Here is a 16,656-nt window from a genome sequence, read left to right on the forward strand (position 1 = left end):
GACTACTGCGCGACGAGTTCCTCGAGGTAGCCGTTGATGGCCGCGACCAGGCTGCGCGGGGTGCGGTTGTCGGTGAAGATGTCGTCGTCCAGCGAGATGCCGTACTCGCGCTCGATCCGGCCGCCGGTCTCCAGCAGGGCCAGCGACTCGTAGCCCAGCGCCTCGAAGTCGGTGTCGAGGATGTCGCCGTCGAGGTCGACGCCCTCGTCGGTGCCGGCCCCCTCGCGCAGGATGCGCTTGAGGTCGTCAAGGGTGAATTTCTGCTCGGACATGGGGTCCCTTCATGAGATCAGCCGCATCCGGGTGCGGATGCGGGGAAGGAGCGGTCAGTCGGTCGCCCGGACCACGAGTGCCGAGTTGAAGCCGCCGTAGCCGCGGGCCAGCACGAGCGCGGTGCGGGCCAAGGCGGTACGCGGGTGCCCCGTCACCAGGTCGATGTCGTAGGCGGACGACAGCTCCACGTTGGTGGTGGGCGGGATCAGCCCCTCGCGCATGGCGAGCAGGGCGGAGACCACGTCCACCGGGGCGGCGCCCGAGTACAGTCGGCCGATCATCGTCTTGGGCGCGGTGACCGGAACGCCGAACGGACCGAAGACGGCCGCGATGGCTTCGGACTCCTCGCGGTCCAGCGACGGAGTGGCGGCCGCGTCCGCGAAGACCACGTCGACGTCGCCGGCCGCGACGCCGGCGTCGGCGAGCGCGATCTCGATGGCACGGGCCAGGCCGGGCTCACGGCCGCTGCCGGGCTTGGGGTCGAAGGTGGCTCCGTACCCGGCGATCTCGCCATAGATGTTCTCGGCGCCGCGTTCGCGGGCCGTGCGCTCTTCCTCGAGGATCAGCAACGCGCCGCCCTCGCCGGGCACATATCCCCGGGCGTTGTCGTCGAAGGGAAGGTAGGCGCGGTCGGGATCCTCGCTGGTGGAGAGCCCACCGCCGGCGGACTGCGCGGCCCAGCCCCAGGGGCAGATCGAGGCGTCGAAACCGCCCGAGACGATCAGCTTGCTGCCCTTGCGGATCTGCCGGCGAGCCTGGGCGATGGCGTCGAGTCCGCCGGCGTGATCGCTGACGACCACACCGCTGGGGCCGCGCATCCCGTTCCGGATGGAGATCTGGCCGCTGTTGACCGCGTAGAACCAGGCGAAGGACTGGTAGGCGCTGACGTACCGGCTGCCCTGGCTCCACAGCTTCTTGAGTTCGTTCTGGCCGAACTCGAACCCGCCCGAGGTGGAGGCGGTCACGACGCCCATGTCGTATTCGGGGATGTCGCCGGGCGAGACGTCCGCGTCCGCGAAGGCGCAGTCGGCGGCGACCAGGGCGAGCTGGGTCATCCGGTCCGTCTGCGGGATCAGCCTGCTCGGCAGGTGGTCCTCGACCGCGAATCCGCGGATCTCGCCGGCAAGCCGGGACGGGTACTGCTCGGCATCGAACCGGGTGATGCGGCCGATGGCGTTCTTGCCGACCCGTGTCGCAGCCCAGAACTCCTCCACGCCGAGCCCGTTGGCGGTCGCGACGCCGATTCCGGTGACGACTGTCCTGGCGCTCACGAGACGCTCCTCTCGGGTCCGGCCAGCACCATCGCGCTCTGGAACCCGCCGAATCCACTGCCGACCGTGAGCACCGCATCGGTCAGCTGGTCCCGCGCGACGAGCGGGACGTAGTCGAGATCGCACTCGGGGTCGGGGGTGTGCAGGTTCGCGGTGGGCGGCACCACGTTGTTCTCCATGGCCAGCACGGACGCGGCGATCTCGATCGAGCCGATCGCGCCCAGTGAGTGGCCCACCATCGACTTGATGGAGCTCACCGGGGTGCGGTAGGCGTGCCGGCCGAGGCTGAGCTTGAACGCCGCTGTCTCATGGCGGTCGTTCTGCTTGGTGCCGGAACCGTGGGCGTTGATGTAGTCGAGGTCCTCCGGGTTCATCCGCGCCTCGGCCATGGCCACATTGATCGCCTCGGCCATCTCGCGGCCGTCGGGGCGCAGGCCCGTCATGTGGAAGGCGTTGCAGCGGGAGGCGTAGCCCGCGATCTCCGCGTAGATGTGCGCTCCCCTTCGCCTGGCGCTGCCCAGTTCCTCCAGGATGAAGACGGCTGCGCCCTCGCCGAGGACGAAGCCGTTGCGGGTGCCGTCGAAGGGGCGTGAGGCGTGCTCCGGGTCGTCGTTACGCGGCGTGGTCGCCTTGATCGCGTCGAAGCAGGCCATGGTGATCGGCGAGATCGGGGCGTCTGTGGCGCCGGCGACCATCACGTCGGCGGTGCCTTCCCGGATCAGCTCGACCGCATGCCCGACCGAGTCGAGCCCGGAGGTGCAGCCGGTGGACACCACGGTGGCCGGCCCTTCGGCACCGACCGCCCAGGCGACCTCGGCCGAGAACGAGCTCGGCACGAAGTAGTTGTACAGGTGCGGCGGGGCGTACCGGTGGTCGACCAGGTCGAGCCGGCCGTCGTCGCTGACCACCCGGTACTCGTCGTCGAGTCCGGTGGTCGCACCGACCGCGCTGCCGATGGTGACCCCGGTGCGGTGCGGATCGAACCCTGCGAGGTCGAGTCCGCTGTCGGCGAGCGCCTCACGCGCCGCCACCACGCCGAACTGCGCGGCGCGGTCCATGCGGCGGATCTCCTGCGGAGTCAGCCCATGCAGCTCGGGGTCGAAGTCGGCCTCCGCCGCAACCCTGGAGCGGAACTGGGAGGGGTCGAAGAAGGTGATACCCCTGGTCGCCGTGCGTCCTTCGCTCAGCAGATTCCAGAAGTTCTTGACGCCGATTCCGCCCGGCGCCAGCACCCCGACTCCCGTTATCACTACACGGCGGCCCACGAGTGAGCGCCTCCCCTCAAATCGGCGGACGACGGCCTCACCGGGAAGCCGTCCAGTCGTAGAAACGCGTGGCCATGGCATCGGCCGGGGAACGCCAGGTCTCCGGGTCGTAGGCCTCGATGAACGGCTTGAGATCCTGGCTGATCCGTATGAACCGCGGGTCGGTCTTGGCTTCCTCGATGAGTTCGCCGCCGTTGTCCGCGTCGAAGTCCTGCAGATGGAAGTACAGGCCTTTGTACGCGAAGAGCTGGCGGCGTCGGGTGCCCATGCGGTGCGGCATGTCGGTCCGGTCGAATTCCGCGAAGATCTCGGCGACTTCCGCGCTCGACGCGACATCCATCCGGGCCACGATCAGGGTGCTGTGCATTTTTTTCTCTCTTTCCTGTGTCAACGGGGGGCCACGGGGCTGAACAGGCGGATGAAATCGGCCACTCCGCGGGTGACGAGCGTGTCGGTCTCGAAGTCCGGGAGCGGGCACGCGCCGTGGAAGGAGCGCTGGACGACGCCACCCGTGACCAGCTGGATGAACCGTTCGGCGGCGTGGTCGGCGTCGGTGATGTCCAGCAGCCCCAGCTCCGCGAGGTGTTCGAGTCGGCGTCCCAGCTGCCGCCGGGCCTGCTGGGGTCCGGCGCTCTGCCACATCTCCAGCAGCCCCGCGGGCAGCCGGTCGATCTCGGCACCGATGTGCCGGATGATGGCGAAGTGCTCGGGGAAGTCCGTCAGCGGCGCGAGCCACGCACGGCCGAGGGCGGCGAGGTCCCGCTCCAGGTCGGTGACCTCGACGAGGTGCTCCTCGGCGGCGATGGTCAGCGCGGCGGCGACCTGGGCGGCGCTCTCCAGCACGACGGACAGCAGCAGCCGCTCCCGGTCCCGGAAGTAGTGCTCCACCGTCTCCGGTGCGACGCCCGCCCGGGCGGCGATCTCCTCGACGGTGGTGTGCGTCCAGCCCTCGCGGGCGAAGACGTCACGGGCCGCCTGCACGATGTCCCGCCGTTCCTCCGCCGGACCGGGCTGGACACGGTTGATCGTTGCTGCCGGCGTGGCCATGGATGCTCCTTTGGTCGATGTGCGGTCCTGTGGGCTGTGCACGGCCGGTCACGCCGACCGAGGGCGGCCGAACCAGCGCTCCAGGGCCATGGGCAGGTCGTGGTGGCTGCCGGGCGCCGCCCAGGCGACGTAGCCGTCGGGGCGGATCAGTACGGCCGTGGTCCCGGTCAGCCCGCCGGCCTCGGAGACGGTCCCCGGCACGCCGGTGACGACGTCCACTCGGTCGGCCCAGCCTGCGGCCCGGGCCCGCAGCCTCGGGTTGTCCTCGAGGTCCAGGAGCACGCCACGGGCGGAGTGCAGCAGTTCGGTGCTGCTGGTCCGGCGGTCGCCGACCGTCAGGTCGAGGTGCGGCATGCGCCTGCCGAGCAGCGGGTGAGTTCCGGTGCCGACGTCGTAGGTGACCTCCAGGCCGCTGACCATGGCGGCGAGGTGCCTGCTGACGTCCTCGTACCGGATGAGCTCGCCGAGCACGTCGCGCAGCGGCTGCATCTCGGGACCGCTGAGGAAGAGCAGGCCCTGGGCGCGGGTGTTCATCAGCAACCGCCGGCCCACCGCGTGCCGCTCGCTGTGGTAGGTGTCCAGCAGGTCTTGCGGGGCGCGGCCCTTGACGGTGGCGGCGAGCTTCCAGCCGAGGTTCACCGCGTCCTGGATGCTGGTGTTCATGCCCTGGCCGCCGGCGGGCAGGTGGGTGTGCGCGGAGTCGCCCGCCAGGATGACGCGTCCGCGGCGGTACTCGGTGACCTGGCGGGTCGCGTCGCCGAACGAGCTGACCCACACGGCTTCGGCGTGGGAGATGTCCTCGCCGGTCAGCCGCTTCCAGGCGTCGGCGACCTCCTCGAAGGCCGGCGGGGTGTCGCGTCGCCGGGGCGGGGTGCCGCGCTCGCACACGATGATGCGGGTGATGCCGCCGGGCAGCGGGCCGACCATGACCATGCCGCCGGGCAGCGTCTCGCCGATCATGCGCGGGGCGAGCTCGACGCCCTTGAGGTCGGCGAGGAACATCTCCATCGTCGCGGGCGTACCCGGGAAGTCGAAGCCCGCGGCCTTGCGTACCGTGCTGCGCCCGCCGTCGCAGCCCACCAGGTAGGCGACGCGCAGGGTGTGGGTGCCCTCGGGGCCGCGGACCTCGACCGTGACGCCGTCCTCGTCGTCGTCGAGGGAGAGCAGCTCGTGACCGCGGCGGATGTCCGCGCCGAGGCTGGTGGCCCATTCCTCCAGGTGGGTCTCGGTGACGGACTGCGGCACGGTCTTGGCGGCCTGCCAGGCTCCTTCGAGCACACCGAAGTCCACGGGAAGGCCGCCGAAGTGGCCCTGTGTGCTGGTCTCGATCTCGCCGAACCGGGGCAGGATCCCCCGCTGGTCGAAGACCTCCATGGTCCGCGCGGTGAAACCCAGGCCCCGGGATTCTCCGGTACGCCTTTCGAGGCGTTCGAGGATGATGACGTCGACTCCCGCGAGCCGCAGTTCCGCGGCGAGCATCAACCCGGCCGGTCCCGCACCCGCGATCATCACTTCAGCGTCCATGTACCTCTCCTCGGCCATGTACGGATTCCTTCCGAGTCAGCGCATCAGGGTGTCGACGAACGTCAAGGCGGTGCCCGCCCATGAGATGCGAAGGCTGTCGTTTCGAACTTCGCAGTCAGAAAGAGATGTTGTTCCGGCGCAGAGTGGACGTGGCACCGCGGAACAGGCCGGCGGACGATGTCCGGGCAACATGGCGGGTGAGAAACCGAGCGTCGATCGCGCCAAAGATTGCGAGGCTAGTCATCAGTTTCTTCGGAATCGAACTCGGTTTCAACGGCCGGAACTTCAGGTCTGCGCAATGTTTCGTCAGGCATTCGCACGGCCGACAGAGAAGGGTGAGACAAACATCAGGTGAATGCAAAACCACCCCCCGCCCGGGATGGGGCGTGGGGGTGGAGTCGGGGTGACGGTGTCGCGGGCCCTCGCCGGGCTACGCGCGGCCCGCAGCGGAGCGCAGGGCGCCGTAGAGGGCGTCCTCGGGCTGCTCGCCGGTCATCGGCGGCACCCCGTCGACGACGAACACGGGAACGCCCCGCACGCCGTGGCCGCGGACGTACTCCAGGCGTTGCTTCAGCTCCTCGGCGCTGCCGGCGGCCGCCTCGTCGTCGATGCGCACGCCCACCTCGGCGGCCAGTCGGGCCAGCACCTGCGGGTCGCCGATGTGCAGGCCGTCGGTGAAGTGGGCGCGGAACAGCCGCTCCGTCATCTGCTCGGCGTGGCCCTGGCGGCCCGCCAGCAGGATGAGCCGGTGGGCCTCGAAGGTACCCGTGGCCACGGCCCGTCCGTAGTCGAAGCTCAGGCCCTCGTCGACGGCCCGGTCGGCGAGGGCGAGGGCGTTCGTCACCGCGTGCTCGCCGAAGGCATGGCGCAGCACCTCCAGCAGCGGACTCCCGGTGGTCGGCGCGCCGGGCGCCAGCTCGAAGGGCAGGACGTCCACCTGGACGTCGACGCCCTCCTCGCGCAGGCGGGCGGCGGCACGGGCGAACCGGGTCCAGCCGATGTAGGAGTGGGCGCAGATCACGTCCACCACGATCTCCGCCCGCACCGCGGTCTGCTGCTGCATGTCTGGGTCTCCTCAGTGTGTGTGTGTCGTGCTCGGCGTGAGGTCATGCCGATGTGCGGATCGCGTCCAGCAACGCTGCCTGCGCGACCATGTCCTCGTCGGGTGCGGCGCCCTTCCGCACGGCGTCGGCGAAGGCCCCGACCGCAGCCGCGACCTGGTCGAACGGGTCCAGCCGGATCCGCTCGGTGCGGCCACCCCGCTGCAGGACGACATCGGGAACGTGGTCGGCGGGGGGCGTGAATGCCCGCTGCACTCGGATACCCCCCTCGCTGCCCCACAACTGGTACTCCGAACGGTAGGCGTGCGCCATCCCGAACTCCAGGTGGACGGTGACGTCGTGCGGGGTGCGCAGCAGCGCGCCGCCGGAGGTCTCGACGCGCCGGCCGGGCCCGGCGGCGAGGTGCGCGCCGACGACCTCCAGCCTGCCGCCGAGGAGGTGCAGAGCGGCGCGGACCGGATACAGGCCGACGTCGGCGAGGGCACCGCCGCCCAGCTCCGGGTCGTGGCGGATGTCGTGCTCGCCGGGCGCCGGGATGGTGAACACCGCCTGCAGGGAGCGGAGTTCACCGATCGCGCCCTCGGCGATGAGCCGCTGTACCGCCGCGTGCTGCGGGTGGTGGAGGAACAGAACGTTCTCGACGAGGGCCAGTCCGGCCGAGCGAGCCCGCTCGCACAGCCCGGCGGCCGTGTCCGCGTCCTGGGCGATGGGCTTCTCCACCAGGACGTGCTTGCCCGCGTCGAGGGCGGCCCGGGTCCAGTCGGCGTGCAGGGCGGCGGGCAGCGGGAGGTAGACGGCGTCGACGTCGTCCCGCGCGAGGAGTTCGGCGTAGCCGTACATCGGCCGGCCGCCGAAGCGGTCGGCGGTCCGGCGGGCCCGGTCCGGATCGCGGCTGGCGACGGCCGCGACCCGGGTGCCGGGGTGCGCCGCGAACGCGGGCAGCATCCGGCGTACGGCGATGTCGGCGCAGCCCAGCACGCCGATCCGTACGGCGTCGCTCATCACTCGTCTCCCGGCAGGGCGTTGACGCAGGCCAGCAGGGTGCGGGCCTGAACGTTGAGGTAGTGGCCGTGCCGTGCCAGGGCGGACAGCTGCGCGGGCGTCACCCAGGCGTAGCCGGGCGGCGGGTCCGCGGGCGCGGTGTCCTCGTCGGCGTCGACGATCAGGTAGCGGCTCTCGGCGTGGTAGAAGCGGCCGCCCTCCTCGGCGTGCACGGCCTCGTACCGTATGGCCCCCGCGGGGGCGTTGAGCACGGCGTCGAGAAAACGAGGGCGTTGCTCCGGGGGCAGGTGCGCGTGGTTGCCAGGAGTGCACTGGAGCGACGGCCCGAGTTCGACGGTGTCGAGGAAGCCGCCTTCGACCCGGGCGTGCACCAGCAGATGCGCAACGCCGCCGAACTCCCGCCTCAGGAATGCGGTGACGCCGCGGCCGACGGGGGCGAACAACGGCTGACTCCAGCCGGACACCTCTCGGTTGCCGGCCCGGACGTCGACGGCGATGACCTGGAAGTAGCGGCCCTCGTCGTGGCTGACGGCGTGCTCGTCCCTGGTCCAGCCGGGCAGTCCGGCGAGCGGGACGCGCCGGGCCCGCACATGGTGCCGGGAGCGTTCGCCGGTGATCCAGGAGAGCAGCTCGGTGTCGCCGAGCACGGCGTGGGCGAGCGGGCCACGAGCCGGGGGCAGGCAGGACAGCACGGTGCGGGAGTCCATGTTGACCGTGTTGTCGCGGTGCAGGAGCGCGTTGATCTGACCGAGGGTCAGCCACACGAAGTCCTCGTGCAGCGGGACGTCGCCCGTCACCTCGACGACCATGTTGCGGTTGGACTTCCGGTGGAACCACGAGCCGTGCTCGGACTGCAGCGAGTCGGCGAGCACCCGCCCGCGCCGGGGCCCGGTGAAGTACTCGAGGTACCGGACGGCGGAGCCGCGGTGGGCGCCCGTGTAGTTGCTGCGGGTGGCCTGCACGGTCGGGGACAGTTGCAGGAGATTAGGGTTGCCCGGCTCCATCTTCGCCTGCATCAGGAAGTGCAGCACACCGTCGAACTCCTTGGCGAGGATGCCCAGGATGCCGACTTCTGGCTGGACGATGATGGGCTGGTTCCACTGGGCGGCGGGGCCGTCGCCGAGTGGCTCGCCCTCCTGCCGGACATGCAGCCCCTCCACGGTGAAGAACCGGCCGGTACGGTGCCTCAGGTTGCCGGTGCCGGGTTCAAACGACCATCCGTCCAGAGCGGCGAAGGGAATGCGGTCGACCCGGAAGGCGTGGGCACGGCCGCGCTCGGCCAGCCAGCCCACGACGTCCGCGGTGCTGCGGTGGACGCCGTCGGCAGCCACGGCGGAGGCGGCGAGGCGGGCGCCGAGGTCCGCGTCCTGGCGTGGCCTGAGCGCGGCGGGGGCGCGGTGAGTGGGCGCGAGCGGCATCGCGGTTTCTCCTTGCTCTCGGGGGCGGCGGGGCGGGTCAGGCGGGGGTGGGCCACGGCCCCGCCTCGGCGAGACAGCCGTCCAGGATCCGGCTCGGGTAGTCGGGGTCCAGGCCCAGGGGAGCGGTCTGCGGGACGAGGGCACGCAATGTGTCGATGGACACGGTGTGCGGGTGGACGGGGCCGGCGTCCACGTATTCGGTGTGTGCCGTGACGCCCATCCGGCGGCGCAGATGCCCGGCGATCTCCTCGACCGGGACCGCCCTGCCGGAGGCGACGTTGACCGTGCCGGACCGCAGCGGAAGCGCGAGCAGACGGTCGATGATGTCGACCACGTCGGCGACCGCGATGAGGTCCCGGGTGGCGCCCCGGTGGATCCGTACGGTGCCCTCGCGCAGGCTCCGCACCAGGGTCGGCAGGAGCTGGTGGTCGGGCTGGCCCGGGCCGACGAGATGGCTCAGGCGCAGGATCAGGTGATCGGCGCCGCTGGCCCGCAGCAGGTCCTCCTGGGCGAGCTTGTGGGCGCCGTAGGGGGTGGACGGGGTGACGGGGACGTCCTCGCGGGCCGGACCGTCGAGGGGGCCGTACAGGCCCGCGGAGGAGGTGGAGAAGAACAGCAGCCGTCGGCCGGTGGCGACGCAGCGCCGGGCGGTGTCGGCGAGAAGCGCCCGCTCGCGGGCGAAGTCCTCCTCGCGGGTGCCGCTGGCCCAGGAGACGCCTGCTGCAAGGGCGACGGTGTCGGGGTGGCGGTCGGCGAGGGGCCGCAGGTTCCGTGCGAGGAAGCCGTTCCCCACGATGTGCATGCGCGTGGTCCTGTTCCGGTCGGTGACGGGCAGGTGTGGGGGCGGGGGTCAGCGGGCGGAGTCGTCCGCCGGGTGCTTCACCGGTTTCCACCAGTGCGGGTGGTCGGTGTACCAGGCGACGGTGTCGGTGAGGCCCTGTGCGAAATCGATCCGCGGGGCGTACCCCAGTTCCTCGCGGATCTTCGTGTCGTCGATGGAGTAGCGCAGGTCGTGCGCCTTGCGGTCGGGCACCCGCCGCACGCTCTCCTCCCCGGCGCCGAGCAGCTCCAGCAGACGCCGGGTGAGGTCGAGGTTGGTGTGCTCGTTGCCGCCGCCGATGTTGTAGACCTCGCCGGCCCGCCCGCCGTCGAGGACGAGGGCGATGGCCCGGCAGTGGTCGTCGACATGCAGCCATTCGCGGACGTTGCGGCCGTCGCCGTACAGCGGGACCGTCCGCCCCTCCAGCAGGTTGGTGACGAACAGCGGTATCAGCTTCTCCGGGTGCTGGTAAGGCCCGTAGTTGTTGGAGCACCGCGTGACGGACACGTTCAGTCCGTGGCTGCGCCAGTACGCCCGGGCCACAAGGTCTGAGGCGGCCTTGGAGGCTGCGTAGGGCGAGTTGGGCAGCAGCGGGCAGTCCTCGGTCCACGAGCCCTCGGCGAGCGAGCCGTACACCTCGTCCGTGGAGACATGGACGACACGGGGGACCCCGGCGGCCAGGGCCGCGTCGAACAGGGTCTGCGTGCCGCACACGTTCGTACGGAAGAACTCGCCCGCGCCGTCCAGGGAGCGGTCCACGTGCGACTCGGCGGCGAAGTGGACCACGGCGTCGTGGCCGGGCAGCAGCTCCGCCAGCAGGGCACGGTCGCAGATGTCCCCGTGGACGAACTCCAGACGCGGATGAGCGCCCGGCAGGTTGTCGCGGTTTCCGGCGTAGGTGAGCTTGTCCAGGGCGGTGACCCGGGCGTCCGTCCACGCCGGATAACGGTTGTCGAGCAGGCTGCGCACGAAGTGGGAACCGATGAAGCCCGCGGCGCCCGTGACCAGGATCCTCATGCCGCCACCTCCACCTGCGTGTGGTCGCCGACGACGAGCCGGAGGTGGTCGCTGTCCTCGCGCACCGCACCCACGGAGGCGGACCGCCCGATGAGGGAGTGCCGCAGCCCGTCGATACCGGTGACCGATGCCCCGTCGAGGGCGATGGAGTCCTCCAGCCGGCTGCCGTGCACCACGCAGTCACGGCCCACCGAGGTGTACGGGCCGAGCCGGCTGTCCTGGACGAGTGAGCCGGCGCCCACGATGACGGGGCCGGTGATGCGGGAGCGGACGATCCGCGCCCCCGGTTCCACCACCACTTCTCCCACCAGCTCACTGTCCTGGTCCACCGTGCCGGACACGGAGCGGGCCGCCCGGTCGAGGAGATGCCGGTTGCACTCCAGGACGTCCTCCACCCGGCCGGTGTCCTTCCAGTAACCGGCGTACCGGTGGGCCCGGACGTCCGCGCCGTGGGTCAGCAGCCACTGCACCGCGTCGGTGATCTCGAGTTCGCCGCGGGGGCTCGGGGCGATCGTGGCCACCGCCTCGTGCACGGCGGAGGTGAAGAAGTACACCCCGCACAGGGCGAGGTCGCTGCGCGGGTGCTCGGGCTTCTCCACCAGCCGCTGCACCTCGCCGTCCGGCCCGAGCTCCACCACGCCGAAGGCACGCGGATCGGCGACCTTGTGGACCAGCACCTGGGCGGCGGGCCGACGGGCGGTGAACTCGGCGGCCGCGTCGGCGATGCCGTCGGGCAGCATGATGTCGCCCAGGTACATCACGAAGTCGTCGTCGCCCAGGAAGTCGCGGGCCACGGCGACGGTGTCGGCCAGGCCCCGCGGCGCGTCCTGCCGCAGATACGTCACCCGGGCCCCGAATCGGGAGCCGTCGCCGATCGCCGCCTCGATCTCGGCGCCGCGGTCACCGACGACCACACCGATCTCCTTGACGCCCAGCTCCTCGATGTTGCGCAGGACGTGGACGAGGACGGGGGTGTTGGCGACGGGGATCAGCTGCTTGGGCATCGAGTAGCTGAAGGGGCGAAGACGTGTTCCCGACCCTCCTGACAGCACCAGTGCCTTCATGGGAGAGGTCCTTTCGGTTGGCGAAGGGGTCAATTGCGGGCGAGCTGTTCGAGTACGGGGACCAGCTGCGCGGGCGCCGGCATTCGGGCGATCTCAGCGGCCAGTTCACCCGCCCGCTGCCGGTAGTCCGGCTTCTCCAGCAGCTCACGGCAGGCCGCCGAGACGGCCTCGGGGGTGTCCTCACCGGGCAGCAGCGTGATCCCCGCCCCCCGGTCGGCGACGCGGAGCGCGGGCTTGCACAGCACCGCGCCCTTGGGGATCAGCAGCTGCGGCACACCGGCGGCCAGACCGGAGAGTGTGGTGACGCCACCGCCGTGATGCACCATCAGGTCACAGGTGGGGGCGACCACGTCCAGGGGCATCCAGCCCACGCGGGCCCCAGGCAGCTCGGGACGCAGCGCCCCGGCCACCTCCTCGGGCGCCGCGACGACGAGCTCGGCGTCCCAAGCGGCCAGGTCGCGGGCCAGGGAACGCAGGAAGACGAAGTTCTGGTCGTAACTGTCCTTGGCGACACGGCTGCCGGAGGTGACGCAGATACGGGAGCGCTCGCCGCGGGTGTACATCCACGGTTCCAGGCGGCCGTCGTGCCGGACCGCCGATACGTGGCGCATCGGCAGGGCCGCGGCGGCCTCGGCGGGCCTGAGGCTGGGCGGGCAGATGTCGATGGTCAGGTCGGGCTCGGGCAGGCGGTCCAGACCCAGCGAGGCGAGGTCGGGGGCGAGTTCGGCATGGGCGCCGTGGTGGATGTCGTCGGCGTCGATCGCATCCCAGGTCTGGCGAACGTGGGAAATGCCGAGGCCGGCCGCGAGGAGCGGCGCCACATAGCTGAGGGTGCCGCCGACGATCACGTCCGGCCGCCAGCGCTCGGCCAGTTCCCTCAGCCGCGGCAGCCCGGCCAGGGCCATGCGAGCGAACCAGCTGCCGGTGAAGTGCGCCTCCTCGGTCGGGTCGGCGGGGATCCGTACGGGCTTCCCGTCGCGGCCGGTGGTGATGAACTCCTTGATGGGCAGGTCGGTCGTCTCGGTGGCGGGCAGGCCCATGGACGTGACGACCGGCGTCATGTCCCCGTTGGCGGCCATGATCACCTGGTGCCCGGCGTTGCGTGCGGCGGTGGCCAGCGGGGCCAGGGCGAACACGGTCGCCGGGCTGCCGGCGGCCACGAACAGCATCTTCACGCGGTCTGTCTCCTCACGAGGGGGAAGGCGGGTGTGCGGCGGTCGCGTGCGACCGGCGGGCACGCGGGCTCAGCGCCGGGGCCCGGAGCGGAACGGCACGTCCACCACCGGTTTGCGGTGGCTGAACGCGGCCAGCGAGTGCAGCCCCCGGTAGGCGCCGGTTCCGCTCGCGCCGATCCCGCCGAACGGCAGCTCCGGGGCCATCACCTGTACCGCGGGCATGCCGAACACCACGGCACCGGAGGTGGTCTCCGCCGTCAGCCGTCGGCGGGTCTCGTCGTTTCCGGTGAAGGCGTAGACGGCCAGCGGGCGTTCCTGCCCGTTGATGAAGGCGACGGCCTCCTCCGGGCCGGCCACCTCCGTGATGGGGAGCACCGGTCCGAACACCTCCTCCTGCATCACCGGGGCGTCGGCCGGCACCTCCGCCAGCACGGTCGGTGCCAGGTACCGGGAGGCCCGGTTACCGGTGCCGCCGACGACCGTCCGCCCGGCGCCCAGCAGCCCGGTCAGCCGGTCGAAGTGACGGGTGCTGACTATCCGCCCGTAGCCCGGCGCGGCCTGTGGGTCCGGCCCGTAGAGCCGGTGCAGCGCTCGTACCAGCTCCGGTTCGAGCGCCCGGGCGGTGGCCGGATCGGTGAGCACATAGTCGGGGGCGACGCACGCCTGCCCCGCGTTGGTGAACTTGGCGCGCACCAGGCGCTTTGCGGTGTGCGCCAGGGGCGCGTCCCGGTCGACGAACACGGGTGACTTGCCGCCGAGTTCCAGGGTCACCGGGGTCAGGTGCTCGGCCGCGGCACGCATCACCATCCGGCCCACGGCCGTGCTGCCGGTGTAGAAGACGTGGTCGAACCGCTCGGCGAGCAGCTCCTGTGCCGCCCGGGGCCCGCCCTCCACCACGGCGACGGCCTGCGGGTCGAGATGACGCGGCAGCAACCGGGCCAGCAGTGCGGACGACGCCGGGGCGAGCTCGCTCGGTTTGACCACGGCCGCGTTGCCGGCGGCCAGCGCCCCGGCCAGCGGCAGCAGGGCGAGCTGCACCGGATAGTTCCACGGCGCGATGACGAGAATCACACCCAGCGGCACGTGGTGGACCGCTGCCGCCGAGCCGGGCGGGCAGCCGGTCACCGCCACCGGCTGCGGCCGCATCCAGCTGTCGAGATGACCGAGCAGGTAGTCGATCTCCTGGATGACGAAGTCGACCTCGACGGCGAGGGCCTCGGTGCGGCTCTTGCCCAGGTCCTGGTGGAGCGCGTCGGCGAGTTCCGCGCGGTGGCCGTCCAGCAGGGCGCGCAGGGCGGCGAGCTGCCGGGTGCGCCACGCGGCCGGCCGGGTGCGGCCCGCGGTGAAGGCGGCACGCAGAGCGGAGACGACGGCGGCGGGGGCGTCGGTCGGTTCGGGCAACGCGACTCCTGCGGTCGGTTCGGGTTGGAGGGGTCAGCCCTGGTCGGGGATCCAGCTGCCGTGGAAGCCGAGCGGCACCCGGCCGGGCAGGTGGACGTTCGCGACGGGCGCGCCGGTGAAGTCCTCGGCGGAGAGCACCACGAGGTCGGAGGCGCCGCGCTCGGGGTCGTACACGTAGGTGAGCAGCCAGCCGTCGTCCTCGCCCCGGGCGGCGGCGGCCGGTACGAAGACCGGCTCGGCCGTGTAGTGGCCGCGGCGGAAGGACCGCACCTCGGTGCTGCCGGTGGTGAAGTCGTGCTTGAGCAGGGTGTCGTCGGCGACCGGCCCGGTGCCGTCCGCGCCGAGCACGTCCCCGTGCGGGCCGAAGTAGTCGTGCAGGTCGGGGACGGTGGCGGCGTAGCCGTAGCGGTGCGGCCGCGAGACCCGGTCCGGGGAGACTCCCGGGAATTCCTGCGGACGGTCGTCGAGCCGGGTCTCCGTGACCTTCCCGCCGACGGTGTCGACCACCCACCGGTCCAGCGTCGGCAGGGAGTTGCCGTCCAGCCGGAGGCCGTCGAACATCCGTGGATAGCGGATCACGTCGACCACGACGCGGTCGCCGTCGTCGTAGGCGTTGAGCGTGTGGAAGACCCAGCACGGCTCGATCTCGAACCACCGCACCTCGGTGCCGCCCCGCGGCAGGAGCCCGATCCGCGCCGGACGGCTGTCGTCCCAGTCGTAGACCATCGGCTCCCCGGCCGCGGCCGCCGCCAGGCTGTTGACCACCGGCAGGTCGTACAGGACCACGTACCGTCGGGTCAGGCCGAAGTCGTGCATCACCGGGCGGTGCGGCGCCGGGACGTTCACCACGCTGGTGACGAGCCCGGACGGCGAGACGACGAGGTGCTGCACGAAGGGGAACCGGGTGGCGTGCGCGACGGCGTGCAGCTCACCGGTCTCCGGATCCAGCTTGGGATGGGCGGTGAAGCCGGCCGGCAGGGACCCGTCGAAGTCGCAGGCGCCGTAGGTCTCCAGCTCCTCGCTCAGCTCGTACGGGCGGAACCCCGACTCGATGAGGGCGAGGATCCGTCCGGCGTGTCCGACGACATGGGTGTTGGGCGAGATGTCGGCGCGGGCGGCGGCCGCGCCGCGCCGGCGGCGTTCACCGAGTGCACGGGAGACGGCGGCGGAGCGCACCCAGCGGTTGCGGTACCACTCGGCCCTGCCGTCGCGCAGGCGGACACCGTGCACCATGCCCTCGCCCCGGAAGAGGTGGTTGCGGGGCTCGTCGGGGACCAGCGGGTTGGGGCCGTTGCGCACGAAGAGGCCGGTGAGCTCGGGCGGCAGGGTGCCGGTGACGGGCAGGTCGAAGGCGGTGACCTCCTCCGTCACCGGACTCAGGGCACCGCGGAAGGGCTCCTTGGCCGGGGTGGTCATCCAATGCCTCCTGTCGGGGTGGTCCGGACGGCGCTGACGGGTGCGGCCCCCGCACCGAGGGGGGCCGGTTCGAGCGCCTCACTGATCGCGGCCAGCACGGCGCTTCCGCTGGTCTGCAGGAACGGGAAGAAGTGGGCGCCCTTCACGGTCGTGTGACGGAACGGCCCAGTGGTGTACCGCTGCCAGCCCGGAACCGCGGCGGCCGGTGCGAGCTGGTCGTCGCGGCCGCCGATCGCCGTTATCGGGCAGTCCAGCCGCAGTCCGCCGACGGCGAGCAGGGCCTCGCGCGCCAGGATGAGGTCGTGGGCGAGGCGGTACTCCTCGGGGGTACGGGCCAGGTCCGAGTCGAGCGCCCGCATCGGCACCCGGTGCCGGGCGAACATCAGCTCCAGCCCTTCCGGGGTGTCCAGCGCGACGGGCAGGTTCAGGGCGTCGGCCCCGGGCACACCCGCGGTGAGCACCAGCGCACGGCACCGGGCGGGGTCGGCACGGGCGGTTGCGACGGCCAGCAGCGCGCCCATGCTGTGCCCGTAGTACACCGTGGGCAACGGCTCCCGGCGCCTCAGTTCACCGAGTATCCCGGACACGGTCGCGGTCAAGGTGGTGCCGGGGGGCTCGGCGGTACGGTGCTCACGGCCCGGGAGGGCGACCCCCAGCAGCTCCACGTCGGCGGGCAGGTCGTCGAGCAGCCGTAGATAGGTGTCAGGTCCGGCCCCCGCGTGCGGAAAGACGAGCAGCCGGCGGGCTGGGCGGTCCGCCCGTCGCAACCGCACCGTCCACTGCGGGTCCGCCGCGTCGGCTCGGCCGGTCCCGCTGCTCACGACCCGTCCTTGATCTCGCAGATCGCGGCACCGGAGGTGATGGAGGCGCCGACCTCGGCGCTCAGGCCCTTGATGGTGCCC

General features: G+C 71.7%; 15 protein-coding genes and 1 pseudogene. All 16 read right to left on the reverse strand.

The annotated features are described in order from the left end of the window. Nucleotides 1-2: 2 nt before the first annotated feature. The 16 genes and pseudogenes from C3488_RS26300 to C3488_RS26375 all read right to left on the reverse strand — a co-directional run bounded on the left by C3488_RS26300 (nucleotide 3) and on the right by C3488_RS26375 (nucleotide 16,575). On the reverse strand, nucleotides 3-272 hold the full coding sequence (locus C3488_RS26300) for an acyl carrier protein (protein ID WP_103843393.1): 270 nt from the start codon (nucleotides 270-272) through the stop codon (nucleotides 3-5). A 54-nt stretch (nucleotides 273-326) separates the two neighbouring features. After that, nucleotides 327-1,544: a ketosynthase chain-length factor gene (locus tag C3488_RS26305; protein ID WP_103843394.1), complete on the reverse strand. Its 1,218-nt coding sequence runs from the start codon at nucleotides 1,542-1,544 to the stop codon at nucleotides 327-329. Next, the gene (locus C3488_RS26310; protein ID WP_258053649.1) at nucleotides 1,541-2,809 is read right to left on the reverse strand and encodes a beta-ketoacyl synthase; all 1,269 of its coding nucleotides are present in this window, start codon (nucleotides 2,807-2,809) and stop codon (nucleotides 1,541-1,543) included. The genes C3488_RS26305 and C3488_RS26310 overlap by 4 nt, the downstream gene beginning before the upstream one ends. Before the next feature lie 37 nt (nucleotides 2,810-2,846). Next, entirely contained in the window at nucleotides 2,847-3,176 is a 330-nt protein-coding gene (locus C3488_RS26315; protein ID WP_103843396.1) for a TcmI family type II polyketide cyclase, read from the reverse strand. Nucleotides 3,177-3,196: 20 nt separating this feature from the next. After that, nucleotides 3,197-3,856, reverse strand: coding sequence for a TetR/AcrR family transcriptional regulator (locus C3488_RS26320; protein ID WP_181139203.1), 660 nt, complete (start codon nucleotides 3,854-3,856; stop codon nucleotides 3,197-3,199). A 48-nt stretch (nucleotides 3,857-3,904) separates the two neighbouring features. Further along, nucleotides 3,905-5,380: an FAD-dependent monooxygenase gene (locus tag C3488_RS26325; RefSeq protein ID WP_103843412.1), complete on the reverse strand. Its 1,476-nt coding sequence runs from the start codon at nucleotides 5,378-5,380 to the stop codon at nucleotides 3,905-3,907. A gap of 430 nt (nucleotides 5,381-5,810) precedes the next feature. Beyond that, a complete protein-coding gene (locus tag C3488_RS26330) occupies nucleotides 5,811-6,443 on the reverse strand; it encodes a DsbA family protein (RefSeq protein ID WP_103843397.1) in 633 nt (210 codons plus the stop codon). Nucleotides 6,444-6,486: 43 nt separating this feature from the next. After that, nucleotides 6,487-7,443 carry a Gfo/Idh/MocA family protein gene (locus C3488_RS26335; RefSeq protein ID WP_103843398.1) on the reverse strand — a complete coding sequence of 319 codons (957 nt, stop codon included), beginning with the start codon at nucleotides 7,441-7,443 and terminating at the stop codon, nucleotides 6,487-6,489. Further along, entirely contained in the window at nucleotides 7,443-8,861 is a 1,419-nt protein-coding gene (locus C3488_RS26340) for an NDP-hexose 2,3-dehydratase family protein (protein WP_103843399.1), read from the reverse strand. The genes C3488_RS26335 and C3488_RS26340 overlap by 1 nt, the downstream gene beginning before the upstream one ends. A gap of 37 nt (nucleotides 8,862-8,898) precedes the next feature. Beyond that, complete coding sequence (locus C3488_RS26345) at nucleotides 8,899-9,663, reverse strand: NAD(P)-dependent oxidoreductase (protein WP_103843400.1); 765 nt, start codon at nucleotides 9,661-9,663, stop codon at nucleotides 8,899-8,901. Nucleotides 9,664-9,711: 48 nt separating this feature from the next. Then, a complete protein-coding gene (gene rfbB / locus C3488_RS26350) occupies nucleotides 9,712-10,698 on the reverse strand; it encodes a dTDP-glucose 4,6-dehydratase (RefSeq protein WP_103843401.1) in 987 nt (328 codons plus the stop codon). Then, nucleotides 10,695-11,762 (reverse strand): glucose-1-phosphate thymidylyltransferase, encoded by a 1,068-nt coding sequence (locus C3488_RS26355; protein ID WP_103843402.1) that lies wholly within the window; start codon nucleotides 11,760-11,762, stop codon nucleotides 10,695-10,697. The genes rfbB and C3488_RS26355 overlap by 4 nt, the downstream gene beginning before the upstream one ends. 29 nt (nucleotides 11,763-11,791) lie before the next feature. Then, nucleotides 11,792-12,931 (reverse strand): nucleotide disphospho-sugar-binding domain-containing protein, encoded by a 1,140-nt coding sequence (locus tag C3488_RS26360; protein ID WP_103843413.1) that lies wholly within the window; start codon nucleotides 12,929-12,931, stop codon nucleotides 11,792-11,794. Nucleotides 12,932-13,006: 75 nt separating this feature from the next. Continuing rightward, nucleotides 13,007-14,356, reverse strand: a pseudogene (locus C3488_RS26365) (aldehyde dehydrogenase family protein); the annotation flags it as partial. 15 nt (nucleotides 14,357-14,371) lie between these two features. Next, nucleotides 14,372-15,754, reverse strand: coding sequence for a carotenoid oxygenase family protein (locus C3488_RS26370; protein WP_103843404.1), 1,383 nt, complete (start codon nucleotides 15,752-15,754; stop codon nucleotides 14,372-14,374). Continuing rightward, a complete protein-coding gene (locus C3488_RS26375; protein ID WP_181139205.1) occupies nucleotides 15,751-16,575 on the reverse strand; it encodes a thioesterase II family protein in 825 nt (274 codons plus the stop codon). The genes C3488_RS26370 and C3488_RS26375 overlap by 4 nt, the downstream gene beginning before the upstream one ends. Nucleotides 16,576-16,656 lie beyond the last annotated feature (81 nt).

Source organism: Streptomyces sp. Ru72 (assembly GCF_002920635.1).
GTDB lineage: Bacteria > Actinomycetota > Actinomycetes > Streptomycetales > Streptomycetaceae > Streptomyces.